Annotated in this window: 10 protein-coding genes; 3 read left to right on the top strand and 7 right to left on the bottom strand. The window is 64.0% G+C overall.

Annotation, left to right across the window (positions count from 1 at the left end; genetic code table 11):
• Positions 1 to 25: 25 nt before the first annotated feature.
• The 4 genes from IE071_RS05385 to IE071_RS05370 all read right to left on the bottom strand — a co-directional run bounded on the left by IE071_RS05385 (position 26) and on the right by IE071_RS05370 (position 3864).
• A complete protein-coding gene (locus tag IE071_RS05385; protein WP_189440083.1) occupies positions 26 to 409 on the bottom strand; it encodes an LrgA in 384 nt (127 codons plus the stop codon).
• Positions 406 to 1686 carry a serine--tRNA ligase gene (serS, locus tag IE071_RS05380; RefSeq protein ID WP_189440082.1) on the bottom strand — a complete coding sequence of 427 codons (1281 nt, stop codon included), beginning with the start codon at positions 1684 to 1686 and terminating at the stop codon, positions 406 to 408. The genes IE071_RS05385 and serS overlap by 4 nt, the downstream gene beginning before the upstream one ends.
• Before the next feature lie 141 nt (positions 1687 to 1827).
• Positions 1828 to 2406: a hypothetical protein gene (locus IE071_RS05375; RefSeq protein WP_189440081.1), complete on the bottom strand. Its 579-nt coding sequence runs from the start codon at positions 2404 to 2406 to the stop codon at positions 1828 to 1830.
• A gap of 123 nt (positions 2407 to 2529) precedes the next feature.
• Positions 2530 to 3864: a replication-associated recombination protein A gene (locus IE071_RS05370; RefSeq protein ID WP_189440080.1), complete on the bottom strand. Its 1335-nt coding sequence runs from the start codon at positions 3862 to 3864 to the stop codon at positions 2530 to 2532.
• Between the two features lie 326 nt (positions 3865 to 4190).
• Between IE071_RS05370 and IE071_RS05365 the strand changes: the two genes are divergently transcribed.
• From IE071_RS05365 to IE071_RS05355, 3 genes are all read left to right on the top strand, one after another.
• The gene (locus tag IE071_RS05365; RefSeq protein WP_189440079.1) at positions 4191 to 6437 is read left to right on the top strand and encodes a TonB-dependent receptor; all 2247 of its coding nucleotides are present in this window, start codon (positions 4191 to 4193) and stop codon (positions 6435 to 6437) included.
• Positions 6434 to 7141, top strand: coding sequence for an acid phosphatase (locus IE071_RS05360; RefSeq protein ID WP_189440078.1), 708 nt, complete (start codon positions 6434 to 6436; stop codon positions 7139 to 7141). Before IE071_RS05365 ends, IE071_RS05360 begins: the two co-directional genes overlap by 4 nt.
• A 251-nt stretch (positions 7142 to 7392) precedes the next feature.
• Positions 7393 to 10431 carry a ligand-binding sensor domain-containing diguanylate cyclase gene (locus IE071_RS05355; RefSeq protein WP_189440077.1) on the top strand — a complete coding sequence of 1013 codons (3039 nt, stop codon included), beginning with the start codon at positions 7393 to 7395 and terminating at the stop codon, positions 10429 to 10431.
• A 12-nt stretch (positions 10432 to 10443) separates the two neighbouring features.
• On the opposite strand, the gene IE071_RS05350 is transcribed toward IE071_RS05355, so the two are convergent.
• From IE071_RS05350 to IE071_RS05340, 3 genes are all read right to left on the bottom strand, one after another.
• On the bottom strand, positions 10444 to 11136 hold the full coding sequence (locus tag IE071_RS05350) for a YoaK family protein (protein WP_189440076.1): 693 nt from the start codon (positions 11134 to 11136) through the stop codon (positions 10444 to 10446).
• A 7-nt stretch (positions 11137 to 11143) separates the two neighbouring features.
• On the bottom strand, positions 11144 to 11809 hold the full coding sequence (lolA, locus tag IE071_RS05345) for an outer membrane lipoprotein periplasmic chaperone LolA (protein ID WP_189440075.1): 666 nt from the start codon (positions 11807 to 11809) through the stop codon (positions 11144 to 11146).
• A gap of 71 nt (positions 11810 to 11880) precedes the next feature.
• On the bottom strand, positions 11881 to 14205 hold the full coding sequence (locus IE071_RS05340) for a DNA translocase FtsK (protein WP_189440074.1): 2325 nt from the start codon (positions 14203 to 14205) through the stop codon (positions 11881 to 11883).
• Between the last annotated feature and the right edge of the window lie 9 nt (positions 14206 to 14214).

Genomic DNA, 14214 nt, shown 5'->3' with positions numbered 1-14214 from the left:
AGCTGCCAGCGAGCGTCGAAGTTTATCAGGAACCTGTCGGTGGGCTAGCGTTTGCGTCCTTCTTCGACAGCGCCATCAGACACCCCACCAGGATCGCGATCGGGATCAGCGCACCGAGCAACGGGAACAACAGCACCGGTTCGCGGATCACCATCGGCACGATCTGGGTGGCGGTGGCGAAACCGATGGTCCACAGGCGCCAGCGGCGGCTGTGGCGGCCGAACCAGAAGCTGGCGAGGACCAGCAGCATGGCGATGACCGAGAGGACGAAGTCGATGGTCGGCAGTTGCCACACGGTGGCGAAAGCCAGCCGCGTGCCGATGAAGGAGATCAGCACCAGCAGCAAGAAGTAGCTGGTGTAGAACTCGACCTTGTCCCACTTCCCGCGAACGGGCGCCGGCGCGTTCATGCAATGCGGTCCAGCCCGGCCATGTACGGGCGCAGGGCTTCAGGCACGGTGATCGAGCCGTCGGCGTTCTGGTAGTTCTCCATCACCGCGATGAGCGTGCGGCCGATGGCGAGGCCGGAGCCGTTCAAGGTGTGCACGAGTTCGGGCTTGCCGGTATCGGCGTTGCGCACGCGGGCCTGCAGGCGACGCGCCTGGAAGTCCTCGCAGTTGGAGCAGCTGGAGATTTCGCGATAGGCCTGCTGGCTGGGCAGCCACACTTCGAGGTCATAGGTCTTGGTCGAGCCGAAGCCCATGTCGCCGGTGCACAGCAGCAGCTTGCGGTATGGCAGGCCGAGTTTCTGCAGCACCTTCTCGGCGTGGCCGACCATTTCTTCCAGTTGCACATACGAGTGGGTGGCGCGGGCGATCTGCACCATCTCGACTTTCTCGAACTGGTGCTGGCGGATCATGCCGCGGGTGTCGCGGCCGTAGCTGCCGGCCTCGGCGCGGAAGCACAGCGTGTGCGCGGTCATGCGCAGCGGCAATGCGTCGGCGTCCAGGATGGTGTCGCGCACCAGGTTGGTCAGCGAGACTTCGGCGGTGGGGATCAGGTAGCGCTTCGTCTCGCCGACTTCGGTGGCGAACAGGTCTTCCTCGAACTTCGGCAGCTGGCCGGTGCCCTGCATGCTCTCGGCGTTGACGATCACCGGCACGTTGCATTCGAGGTAGCCGTGTTCGCCGGTGTGCAGGTCGAGCATGAACTGGCCGAGTGCGCGGTGCAGGTGCGCGAGCTGGCCGCGCAGCACGGTGAAGCGCGCACCGGACAGCTTGGCGCCGGCGTCTCCATCGAGCCAGCCGTGACGCTCGCCCAGCTCGACGTGATCCTTCACCGCAAAATCGAAGCTGCGCGGCGTGCCCCAGCGGTTTGTCTCGACGTTGTCGTGCTCGTCCTTGCCGACCGGCACGGACGCGTGCGGGATGTTCGGAATGCCCAGCGCGATCTCGGCGAGCTTCGCCTGCGCATCGGCCAGTGCCTGCTCGTTGGCCTTGAGCTTGTCGCCCAGGCCGGCGACCTCGGCCATCAGCGCGGCGACGTCCTCACCCTTTGCCTTGGCCTGCCCGATCGCCTTGGAACGCGTGTTGCGCAGGTTCTGCAGCTCCTGCGTCTCCATCGCCAGCTGCTTGCGCGAACTCTCCAGCGCCTCGACGGCGGACACGTCGAGCGTGTAGTTGCGGGTTTCCTTGAGGCGTGCGGCGGTTTCGGCGAGGCGCGAGCGCAGCAGTGCGGGATCCAGCATGATCGAGTCCAGATAAGGCTTGAACCCTGAATTATCGCTGCCGGGCGGCTATTGCCGCAATGCAACTTGCGGTTGGCGTGGGAGCTTCACCCCTCCCCAGCCCTCCCCTGCTGCACGTAGGGGAGGGAGCAAGGCAACAACTCAGCTGGCCAGCTTGTGTTCGCTGCGGCCCAGCCACCAGGCCATTGCGGCGCCGGCGATCAGCCAGCCGATCAGTTGTTCGGCGAGGGCGGCGAGCGTGAAGTCGAGCGGGAAGCGATACCAGTTCCAGTACGGCAGCATGGTGCTGAGCCAGGCGAACACCGCCGCGGCGGCAGCAATGGCGAGACGGCGACGGAAGCCGAGCACGGCCAGACCCATCACGAACGCCAGCGCCAGCGCGCTCAGGGTATCGGACGCCCATTGCCGGCCGATCTGCGGGCCCATCTGCATCATGTCGGTGCCTTGCGGCTGATAGACCACCCAGGCATACGGCGAGCGGACAGCCTTGATCGAATACGTCCTGACTTCGGCCGCGTCGCCCATCTTCTTGGGATCCAGCGACGGCAGTATGTACACACCGGCCTGTCCGCCCAGCCCTTCCTGCAGGCCGCTGAGCGCCACGTTTTCATTGACCGGCTGCTTGATGCCTACATTGCCCAGGCCGAGCGCCATATGCGCCATCACACCCCACACGAACATCAGAATGCCGCCGATCAGACCTGCCACGAGCACGCGCATGATTCACCCTCCCGATTGATGCAGGGAATTTATGCCGGACGTCGCGACTACGGCAAGGGCGCGCGCAGCAGTGCCTGAAGCGCGATGCATCGTTTCATCAGAGCATCGCCCGCGAGCGGGCTCCTACTTGCGGGCCTTCTCGCGGGCGGCGCGCAGGGCCAGCAGTTTCTCGCGCAGCTGCAGTTCCAGCCCGCGTTCGACCGGTTCGTAGAACACGCTGCCGACGAGTTCGTCGGGTAGGCATTGCTGGTCGAGGGCGATGCCACCTTCGGCGTCGTGGTCGTACTGGTAGCCCTTGCCGTAGCCGAGGCCTTTCATCAACTTGGTCGGCGCGTTGCGCAGGTGCATCGGCACTTCCAAGGTGCCGCCCTCGCGGATCGCGGCGCGGGCCTTGTTGTAGGCCATGTAGGCGGCGTTGCTCTTGGGCGAGATCGCCAGCCAGATCGCCAACTGGGCCAGGCCGAGCTCACCTTCGGGACTGCCGAGACGTTCATAGGTATCCCACGCGTCCAGCGCCATGCGCCAGGCGCGGGGCTCGGCCAAGCCGACGTCTTCCACCGCCATGCGCGTCATGCGTCGGGCCAGGTACAGCGGATCGACGCCGCCATCGAGCATGCGGCACAGCCAGTACACCGCGGCGTCGGGATCGGATGAGCGCACCGACTTGTGCAGCGCCGAGATCTGGTCGTAGAACTGCTCGCCCATCTTGTCGAAGCGACGGGTGCGGTCGGCCAGCACCTGAGTCAAGGTGACTTCGTCGATACGCTTGTCTTCGGCCAACTCGGCGGCGATTTCCAGCAGGGTCAGCGCACGGCGCACGTCGCCGTCGGCGGCCTGGGCGATCGATTCCAGCGACTCGTCGCCTACCTGCAGCTGCAACTCGCCGAGGCCGCGCTCGCTGTCGCCCAGCGCACGCTTGAGTGCCGCCACGATATCGTCGGTCGAGATCGGTTCCAGCACGTGCACGCGGCAGCGCGACAGCAGCGCGGAGTTCAGTTCGAACGACGGGTTCTCGGTGGTGGCACCGATGAAGATGATCACGCCTTTTTCGATATGCGGCAGGAACGCATCCTGCTGGGTCTTGTTGAAGCGGTGCACTTCGTCGACGAACAGCACGGTGCGCCGGCCCTGCGCAAAATTCACCTCGGCCTCGGCCAGCGCCTTGCGCACGTCCGGCAGGCCGGACAGCACGGCGGAGATCGCGCGGAAATCCGCATCGGCGTAACGCGCCACCAGCAACGCCAGCGTGGTCTTGCCGCAACCGGGCGGCCCCCACAGCACCATCGAATGGATCTTGCCGGCTTCGAGCGCGCGGCGCAGCGCCTTGTCCGGCCCGACCAGCCGCTGCTGGCCGACGATCTCGTCAAGGCTGCGCGGGCGCATGCGCTCGGCCAGCGGCTTGAGTGCATCGGGTTCGGCGAACAGGCCGGGGGCGCTGGATGAAACACGGGATGACATAGTCGGATGATAAGACATGCGGCCAGTCACCAGCGATGAATGCCCCGCTCCGCACGCATGTCCAGGTGTGCGCCTTGATCGCGAAGCGCCGATCCAGGCGCTCTTCTAAATCGCGATATTCGACGGCATTAATCGGTGATGAAAATCACCCATTACGCCGATTTCAATCGAATCACATTACCAAGCTTAGCTCTGGCTTAGCGCATTAACTTTCGATTATGTCGAAAGATTTTCAATTAATACGGCTGTTGCCAAATTGTCATATCGGATAACTAGGTTTGCGCCCCGCACTGCGCCCCTAACCAACAACAACTTTGGGACAACCCATGACGCGGCCGACCTCGACCACCGATTTTCGCAAACCTGCCCTTCTCGCCCTCTGCATCGCCGCCATTCTGTCCGGCCCCGCCTTTGCCGGCGACACCACGACGACAGATGCCACTACGGGTTCTACCAACGGTGCGGCAGCGAACACCGCCACGATACAAAATGCCCAGAATCTCAGCGCGGTCCAGGTCACCGGTACCGCCACGACCGTGAGCGATATCGCCCCCACCCAGGGCTCGACCGTGGCGACCCAGCCGCAGTCGATCATCGGCAGCACGTACATACAGGAAAACATTGCGCCCACCGGCGACTACTCCGACGCCGCGGCCATCGCACCGAGCGTGTACACCGTGACGCCAAACGGCTCTGGCTTGATGGAATCGGCGGTCGTTTCCATTCGTGGCTTCCAGGACGGTCAGTACAACGTGACGTTCGATGGCATTCCGTGGATGGACTCCAACGACTTCACGCACCATTCCACCTCGTACTTCACCAATCAGGAAACCAGCAGTGTCGTGGTCGATCGCGGGCCTGGCACGGCCAGCACGCTGGGCAATGCCACGTTCGGCGGCACCATTTCGGTGGATTCGATCAGTCCGAAGAATCAATTCGGCATCAGCCCGTATATCACTCTGGGCAGCTGGAACACGTCCGTGGAAGGCGCCCGCATCGATACGGGCCGCTTCACCAACAGCGGCACCAGCGCCGTGATCAACGTGCAGAACAGCGATTCGGACGGCTATCTCACCTACTCCGGCCAGCGCCGTCAGAGCGTGTTCGCCAAGGTCGTGCAGCCGCTGGGCGACCACACCACGCTGACCTTCGCTGCCATGTACAACAACCTCAACCAGTACGTGCCGTTCGGCGCCACCAAGGCGCAGATCGCACAGTACGGCGTGAACTATGGACTGAACAACGACCCGACCAGTCAGGCCTACTACCGCTACAACCAGGACAAGATCAACACCAACATGGGCTACATCGGCCTGCATTCGGAGTTCGCCGGCTGGACGATCGACAACAAGGCTTACACCTACGGCTACAACCATTTCGGCTACAACGGCGAAGACCCGAACGGCGAAACGCCCAATGGCACCTTCTACAGCCCAACAGACGTGCCCGGCCAGCACATGCGCAACACCAACCGCTCGTGGGGCGACATCTTCCGTCTCAGCAAGGAGATCGGTCCGGGCGAAGTGCGCACCGGTGTGTGGTACGACCACCAGGACGACATACGCTGGCTGTATGAATTCGACGACACGCTCAACCAGTTGAATCCCGTGATCGCGCCCGGCGCACCTACGCTGGCGCTGGCATCGGCCGATCGCCGCATGAACGACTCGCTGGTCACGGTCCAGCCGTTTGTCGAATATCAGTGGAACATCACCGACAACGCCTGGTTCATCGGCGGCGTGAAGTACAACTACTTCAAGCGCAACCTCGACGCCTCGGTGAACCAGAAAACGGGAACCCCGCTGAACTACTCCAAGGCCTGGAACGCCACCCTGCCATCGGCTGCGCTCCACTATGCGTTCAGCTCGAACTGGACGGCCTACGCACAGTGGGCCAAAGGCTACCTGGCACCCAACCTCAACCTGCTCTACGTGCCGAACCCCACCGTCTCCGACAGTGCGGTGCAGCCGGAAAAAACCACCAATCTCCAGCTCGGCACGACCTGGACCAACGATCGCCTGACGCTGTCGGGCGACATCTACAAGATCAACTTCAACAATTTCGTCCAGAGCCGCAAGATCGGCGGTATCAAAGAGTTCTACAACGGCGGCGGCGTGCATTACAAAGGCCTCGAGCTCGAAGGCACTTACATGCTGGGCGGCGGTTTCAGTGTATACGCCAACGGCTCGCTCAACCGTGCGATCCAGACCACCGACAACGCGTGGAACGCGAACACGCCGCACAAGACCGCTGCGCTGGGCTTCATCTACAGCAACGGTCCCTTCTACGCGTCCCTGGTCGACAAGTTCGTCGGCAAGACCTATTACACGGCCAATGTGGAGGACGACACGCCGATTGGCGGCTATGCGGTGACCAACTTCGCCGTGAGCTACAAGTTCGATCCGCACATCAGTGACCTGAAGGACTTCAAGATCGGCGTGCAGGTCAACAACGTGTTCAACAACACGACCATCAACGCCCTGGCTGGCACCACCGGTGGTGCTGGCACGCCACTGTATTACACCATTCCCGAGCGCAACTTTTTCGTCACTCTGTCGGCCAATTTCCAATGATGGCCCGCCGTTTTCTCCTGCTCGTTGCACTGTTGCTGCCCGTCGTCCCGGCACTTGCCGCCGATGGGAGCACCAGGACGGATGCCATCGACCTGACCCTGCTGCTGGCACCACCGCCAGCAGCAGGGTCACCAGCCGCGCTGGATGATCTCCAGGCCGTACTCGTTGTGCAGTCGGCGAGAACCACGGCCGATGACAAAGCGGCCAAGGCCGACGCGGAGCGTTCGGCATTCCGTTTTGCCGACGTGCTCGGCCCGGGTCTGACAGCTGATGCTCTGCCCCGCACGGCCGCGTTTTTCAAACGTGTAAACAAACTCGACAAGGTCACCGTCGACGCGGCCAAATCCTTCTGGCACCATCCGCGACCGGCTGAGGTCTCCGACCAGGTGCATCCGCTGAGCGTGGAAAAGCCCGGCGACTGGAGCTATCCGAGCGGGCATGCCACGTTCGGCTACACCACCGCGGTCCTGCTGGCCAACATGTTGCCGGAGAAGCGAACTGCCATCTTCGATCGTGCGGCACTCTACGCCCGGCATCGCGTCGTGATGGGCGTGCATTTCCCGAGCGACGTGGAAGCAGGCCGGATCGCCGGCACCGTCATCGCAGCCCAATTGCTGCGGGACCCGGCTTGGCAGGCGGATTTCCTCGCAGCGCGTGACGAGCTACGAAAAGCCCTGGCACTGACGCCCGCCACAGGCGGGTAAGGCAGAGGCGCACCGACTGCGTCGAGCTTGCACGCATGCTCTGCCGCAAGCGGTGCGCCACCCCGCTTGATCTTCCCTGCCGTCATCGTGAGCGGGATTTGCCGCTATGATGGACTCCATGGCGGCCTTGACCCGCCATGCACGCCGGGGGGCGGGACGTAAGTGAAGTCCGGGTTGCACTTTTCCTCTACATCGATGGCCATGGATACAGGCATTGCCTGCATGCATGGACCCGGTCACCTGCGCGCCGCATGAGTGATCCGCAGCGCCGCTTTCGCCGTTGCTGTCTGAGCCTGCTCGGGCTGCTGTTGCTGTCTTTCGCCGCTGCTGCTGCAACCTCGCCCGGCGACCCATGGGCACCGTTCGACGCACCCTGGTTCGATCAGACCGGCATTGCCGAAGGGCTGCCGCAGTCGATCACCACCTCGATCGCACAGGATCAGCGCGGTCTGGTCTGGGTCGGCACGATGGTCGGCCTGGCCCGCTATGACGGCTATCGCACGCAGGTCTTCGACACTCGCGACGGCAGCAATCCGGCGTTGCCCGACGCCTATGTGCGCAGCCTGCTCGCACTGCCCGACGGTGGTTTGCTGATCGGCACCAACGCCGGTGGACTGGTGCGCCTCGACCCGGCGACCAATCGCTTCCACAACTATCCGATCGGCGCGAACGGCACCTCGGACGGCAAGATCTACGACCTCGCCGATGATCACGCCGGTGGTGTCTGGATCGCCACCGATGCGGGGCTGGATCACCTCGATCTGCACACCGACACGATTACCCGGATGCAAACCGGTGCCGGCACCGCGCCACGCAACTTCAGCGTGATGCAGGATCGCGCCGGCAATCTATGGCTGGGCAATAACAAGGGGTTGTTCGTGCGCCGTGCCGGCGCGACCGCGTTCGAGCAGCCGGAGTATCCGGCCGGCATCGTGGCCAGCGTGCTGAACAACCAGATCTGGGCCATCCATGAGGATCGTGCTGGCCGGCTATGGGTCGGCAGTGGGCAGGCCGGCGCGGCCTATCGCGATACCGACGGCCAGTGGCATCCGGTGCCGGGCTTCAGCGGCTCCCGGAACGGTGCCCAGCAAGCCACCGCGCGCGATTTTCTGGAGATCGCAGCGGACACGATGTGGATTGCCACCGACGGCAGCGGCGTGCTCGCGTACACCGCGGGCGATACCCAACTGCGCCAGATCAAGCACGATGCAGCGATCGCCTCCTCGTTGCCGGGCGATTCGGTGCGCGGCTTGCTGCAGGATCGCTCGGGCAATATCTGGGTCGCTACCGACCTCGGCCTCGCCCGCACAAACCCCAACGCGCGCACGGCCTTCTCGCTGCTGCCCTCGCCGCTGGAGCAGAACGCGCTGAGCGATACCAGCGTACGCGGCATCTATGTCGATACACGCGGCCGCATCTGGCTTGGCCTGGGTTCTGGCCGGATCGACATGATCGATCTCAAAGTCGGCCGCATGAGCCATCTGCAGCTGGGCGGCAACCAGATCCGTCGCGACGTGCAGACCTTCGTCGAGACAGCGGATGGTTCGATCGTGGTCGGCACCCAGGGGCTGGCCCGGATCAATCCCGACACGCTGGCCATCCAGCCCTCGATCGTGCCGGAGCTGGGAAACAAACCGGTACTGAGCCTGCAACGGGACGGCTCACGCATCCTCATCGGCACCTATGACGGCCTGTATCGCTACGACACCAGTAGCGGTGTACTCGATCATGTCAGTCACGATCCGAAGGATCCGAACAGCCTCGGCAGCGACACCGTGCGGCAGATCGATCGCGTCGGCGACAGCTGGTGGTACGGCACCACCCACGGCATCAGCATTGCCAGCAACTCGCTGGACCGTGACGGCTTCGAGAATCTGACCCACCGCAACGGCGATCCCTCCAGCCTGCCGCAGAACTACATCAGCTCGATCACGCTGGATCCGCAGCAGCGACTGTGGGTAAGCACCTCCGGCGGGCTGGGTGTGATCGACCATTATTCGCCAGGCAGCCCCTACCGTTTCCGCACCATCGGCATCGCGCAGGGACTGACCAGCGACAAGATCAGTGGCATACAGGATGACGACCGCGGCAACCTGTGGGTCAGCACTTCCAATGGCGTGTCAATGATCGACAGCGACACGCAGACCGTGCACAACCTCGGCCCGCGCGATGGCCTGCACATCCCCAGTTATGTCTACGTGGGTGCCGCGCGGGCGCCGGGTGGCGAACTGCTGTTCGGTGGTCTCGGCGGGTTGACTGTGATCCGGCCGCACTGGCGTGCGCCGGCAGCCGCAGCCGCGCCGCTGACGATCACCCATGCCATCGTCAATGGCAACGAAGTGCCGTTCGGGGAACTTCCCCGCGACGGCCAGACCATCCGCATGGATTCGCACAGCCGCAACCTGCGGCTGGACTTCGCCCTGCTCGACTACCAGACACCGCTCGAAACCTCCTACAGCTATCGCATGGAAGGCCTCGACGACGACTGGACCAAGATCCCCCGAGGCGGTCTGCCCAGCGCGATCTATACCAACCTGCCCCACGGCGACTACCGGCTGCAGTTGCGTGCGGCGACCCACGGCATGCAACCCCGCACCGTCGAAACCCGTGTCGGCATCGTGGTCAAGCCGCTCTGGTACGAAACCACGATCAGCCGGCTGATCGCCGTACTGCTGCTGATCGCGCTGGTGTTCCTGCTGGTCCATCTGCGCACGCTCTATCTGCGCCGGCAGGCCACCCAGTTGCAGCAGCAGATCGCCGAACACACGCGCGACCTGCTCGCCGCCAACCTGCGCCTCGACGAGCTGGCCAGCACCGATGGACTGACCGGCGTCTACAACCGGCGCCGTTTTCTGGAACTGGCCGGGGGCGTGCGCGAGCGCGCACAGGGGCGCTCGGTCTGCATCGCGCTGTTCGACCTCGATCGTTTCAAGCAGATCAACGACACTCATGGCCACCTAGCCGGCGATGCGGTGATCCGCGGTGCGATCGAGGTGATCAAGCAGCACTGCCGGCAAGGCGATCTGGTTGGCCGCTATGGCGGTGAGGAGTTCGTGCTGTGCCTGCCCGACACCAGCCTGCAGCATGCGCAGGAAATCACCGGGCGCATCTGCACGGCACTGGCCAGTACGACGGTGGCCCACGACGGATGCATGATCCCGGTGACTGTCAGCATCGGCATCGCCGCGCTGCATCCGGGTGAATCCATCGAACAATGGCTGTCGCGTGCCGACAAGGCGCTGTATGAGGCCAAGCACAACGGCCGCAATCGCTGCGCCACGGCGAGCTGAAGCGCGCCGTCGTCAGTCCGCGTTGATACCGGTAGCCGACTTCATCGTGTACTGGCAATACAAGCCGTAGGTCACACCGCACAGGCCGGTGAGCACCGCCGGAATCAACAGCGTGCGTTCCTGCAGCACACGGAACAACAACGCGCCAGCCGCACCGCCGAGCGTGAAGGTCACCACCACCAGCACGCAGACGCGGATGCGCAGCGTGTCCACGTCCAAGCCACGCAGGCGCTGACCGATATAGATGCCCAAGTCGGTGAACATGCCGGAGACGTGGGTGGTACGGAACACCATGCCGCTATAGGTACTGGCCATGCCGTTCTGCAACCCGGCACCCATCGCTGCCAGGTACAGGCCGATCGAGCTGCCGGCATCCAGCAACGGCACCGCGGCAAACAGCAGCAGCGATTCCAGCACGAGCGCTGCCCCGTAGCGACGGCCAAGCTTCAGCGTGCGTTGCTGCACGATCAATCCGCTGAGGACGGCGCCGGTCACGAATGCGCCGATCGACAACGCCCAGTGCCATGCCTCGCCACTGTCGCCGGTACCCAGCGCGACGCCGAGCAGACTGCTGGAACCGGTCAGGTTGGTGATCGACTGATGCCGAAACCCCATGTAGCCGGCGGCGTTGACGATGCCCGCGATGAACGCCAGTACGCCGCCGCCGATCCACGCCCAACCCGGCAACTGGCGCAGCACCGGCATCGCGGAATCAGTCTTTCAACGGCTGCGTGGTGATCACCGGCACGTCGCCGATCACGTCGGCGCCCTTCGGCGGCACGAAGTTGAAGGCGGACGCCGGAATCGGCGCATTGCGCTGCCAGCCGGAGAAACGGATGTCGGTGGTGGCACCGAGCTGGTCGCGGAACGTCATGCGCGCCAGGCCATTCGCATCGAAGCCGAGGTCGGCGTAGTCGAACTGTGGATCCTTCGCGGTGGAGGTGAGCCGCAACCAGCTCAGTCCGTCGTGCTCGCCCTGTTCGGCGACCTTGAAGTTCTTGTCCAGCTGCTTGACGTCGGTCAGCACGGTGAGCGGGCTGTGCGCTTCCTCGGTGCTCTGCACGCGCACGGTGACCTGCTCCAGCTCCGGGTCGTACATCCACACGCGGCTGCCGTCGGCCACGATGGTCTGCTTGTATGGCGCCACTGTGTCCCAGCGGAACTGGCGTGGTGCTTCCAGCGCCAGCGTGCCGGAACTGGTCTTGGTGCTCTGGCCGTTGATGTCGGTCAACGACTGGGTGAACTGCCCGGTCAGCGAATGCAGGCCGGTGGCAAACGCGTCCAGCCGCGTGCGCGCCGGCCCCGTGGCAGCCTGCGCCACGGCGCTCAGTGACAACGCCAGCACAAAGGTGGACAGGACTAGCATCAAGCGTTTCATCGGTCTTCCCTTGGAACATAGATGGCGAAGGCTGGCAGTGTGCGCAGCGATCGCTTAATGGACGCCAGCCGTCAGTTCTTGGGTGGCGGCGGGGCCAGCACTTCGCGGTTGCCGTTGTGCTGCGGCGCGCTGACCACACCATCCTGCTCCATCTGCTCGACCAGTCGCGCGGCGCGGTTGTAGCCGATGCGCAGATGGCGTTGCACGCCGGAGATCGAGGCACGACGCGTCTGCGTGACCACCGCCACCGCCTTGTCGTACAGCAGCGTATCGGCATCGCCACCGCCTTCCTCGCCATCCTGCGGCAAGCCGGAGTCGTTGATGTACTTGCCGTCGCTGGTGGCCTGCACTTCCTCCAGCACGCCTTCGATGTACTGCGGCGCACCCTGCGATTTCAGCCAGGCGACCACGTGATGCACCTCGTGGTCGTCGACGAAAGCGCCGTGCACGCGTTCGGGCGTGGCGGTGCCGGGCGGCAGGTACAGCATGTCGCCGTGACCGAGCAGCGCTTCCGCGCCGGACTGATCGAGAATCGTGCGCGAGTCGATCTTGCTGGACACCTGGAACGCGATGCGAGTCGGGATGTTGGCCTTGATCAAACCGGTGATCACGTCCACCGACGGACGCTGAGTAGCGAGGATCAGGTGCACGCCGGCGGCACGCGCCTTCTGTGCGAGACGGGCGATCAACTCTTCAACCTTCTTGCCCACGATCATCATCATGTCGGCGAATTCGTCGATGATGATCACGATGTACGGCAGTGGCTCCAGCGGCTCCGCGGCGAGATTCGGCATGTCCGGATTCGGACGGAACAGCGGATCGAGCAAGGGCTGCCCGGCGTTCTCGGCGTCCTTCACCTTCTTGTTGAAGCCACCCAGATTGCGTACGCCGACCGCGGCCATCAGCTTGTAGCGGCGCTCCATCTCGGCGACGCACCAGCGCAGCGCGTTGGCTGCCTCCTTCATGTCGGTGACCACCGGCGCCAGCAGGTGCGGGATGCCCTCGTACACCGAGAGCTCCAGCATCTTCGGATCGATCATGATCATCCGCACGTCTTTCGCGCTGGCCTTGTACAGCAGGCTCAACACCATCGCGTTGACCGCCACCGACTTGCCCGAACCGGTAGTGCCGGCCACCAGCAGATGCGGCATCTTGGCCAGGTCGACCACCACCGGCTTGCCGCCGATGTCCTTGCCCAGCGCCAGCGCCAGCGGCGACTTCAGCTGGTCGTACTTGTCCGAACGCAGGATCTCCGACAGGTAGACGATCTGCTTGTTGGTGTTGGGGATCTCCAGACCGATCACGTTCTTGCCGGGGATCACGTCGACCACGCGCACGCTGACCACGGAAAGACCGCGCGCGATGTCCTTGTCCAGGCTTGACACCTGCGAACCGCGGATGCCCGGTGCCGGTTCCATCTCGAAACGGGTGATCACCGGACCCGGATAGGCGCCGACCACCTTGGCCTCGATCTTGAAATCCTTGAGCTTGAACTCGACCTGGCGCGAGAGCACTTCGAGGGTTTCCTCGGAATAGCCAGGCCCCTGCGGCGGCGCCTCGTCCAGCAATGACAACGGCGGCAGTTCGCCCGGCGTGGCGGCGCCGACGAACAGCGGAATCTGGGTTTCGAGTTTGGCCCGCTCGCTCTTGGTCACCGGCGCAGGCGCGGCCTCGATGCGTACCGGTTCGCGCTTGGCCTGCTTTACCGCGTCGGCCTTCTTGACCACCTCGCGCTCGCTACGCGCCTGCCGCGCGGCCATCGCCTGCGGCGCTTCGCGCAGCTTGCTCTTGATCCAGTCGACCAGCTTGAGCACGGTCTGCCCGGTCCAGTCCATCAGCTTGAACCACGACAGTCCCGTCGCCAGAGTCACCGCCACCAGGAAAAGAGCCAGCAGGAGCAGTGGTGCACCCTTGTCCAGGGCCTGCGAAAGCGGACGCCCAACCCACAAACCGATAATGCCGCCAGCGCCCTGCGGAGGTACCGGGTTATCCCCGAAATTGAGATACAGCAGCGCGGGTCCGGTGACAAAGAAAAACACGAAGCCGATCAGCCGCAGCGAGGGCTCCCACGCGTGCGCTGTCCGCTCGCCGCGTTGGCGTAGCACCTGCACGCCCAGCACCAGGAGCAGCAACGGAAAACAGTACGCCACGTAGCCGAAAATCCAGCGCAGCAGATCGGCGAGGTGCGCACCGAACGTACCGCCGAAATTCTGCACCAGATTGATCTGGTTGGCGTTGGTCCAGCTGGGATCGCGAGCGTCGTAAGTAAGCAGGCAGATCAGCAGATACAGCGCCAGGGGCAGCAGCAGCAGAGCGCCGGCTTCACGCAGCCGGCGCTTCAGCTCCTCGCTGAGGCCTTCCTTCGGTTGTTGTTTGACGTTCGCGCTTCGCGCCACCTTGGAAGG

The organism is Rhodanobacter panaciterrae, from assembly GCF_014651895.1.
Classification (GTDB): Bacteria; Pseudomonadota; Gammaproteobacteria; order Xanthomonadales; family Rhodanobacteraceae; genus Rhodanobacter; species Rhodanobacter panaciterrae.
The sequence above is the reverse complement of the archived record's forward strand: the minus strand, read 5'-3'. Positions and strand labels throughout refer to the sequence as shown.

Excerpts from the sequence above, each read along its gene's own strand:
- IE071_RS05385 (WP_189440083.1), bottom strand. The coding sequence starts at position 409 with ATGAACGCGCCGGCGCCCGTTCGCGGGAAGTGGGACAAGGTCGAGTTC.
- IE071_RS05360 (WP_189440078.1), top strand. The coding sequence starts at position 6,434 with ATGATGGCCCGCCGTTTTCTCCTGCTCGTTGCACTGTTGCTGCCCGTC.
- IE071_RS05365 (WP_189440079.1), top strand. The coding sequence starts at position 4,191 with ATGACGCGGCCGACCTCGACCACCGATTTTCGCAAACCTGCCCTTCTC.
- IE071_RS05350 (WP_189440076.1), bottom strand. The coding sequence starts at position 11,136 with ATGCCGGTGCTGCGCCAGTTGCCGGGTTGGGCGTGGATCGGCGGCGGC.
- lolA (WP_189440075.1), bottom strand. The coding sequence starts at position 11,809 with ATGAAACGCTTGATGCTAGTCCTGTCCACCTTTGTGCTGGCGTTGTCA.
- serS (WP_189440082.1), bottom strand. The coding sequence starts at position 1,686 with ATGCTGGATCCCGCACTGCTGCGCTCGCGCCTCGCCGAAACCGCCGCA.
- IE071_RS05375 (WP_189440081.1), bottom strand. The coding sequence starts at position 2,406 with ATGCGCGTGCTCGTGGCAGGTCTGATCGGCGGCATTCTGATGTTCGTG.
- IE071_RS05355 (WP_189440077.1), top strand. The coding sequence starts at position 7,393 with ATGAGTGATCCGCAGCGCCGCTTTCGCCGTTGCTGTCTGAGCCTGCTC.
- IE071_RS05370 (WP_189440080.1), bottom strand. The coding sequence starts at position 3,864 with ATGTCATCCCGTGTTTCATCCAGCGCCCCCGGCCTGTTCGCCGAACCC.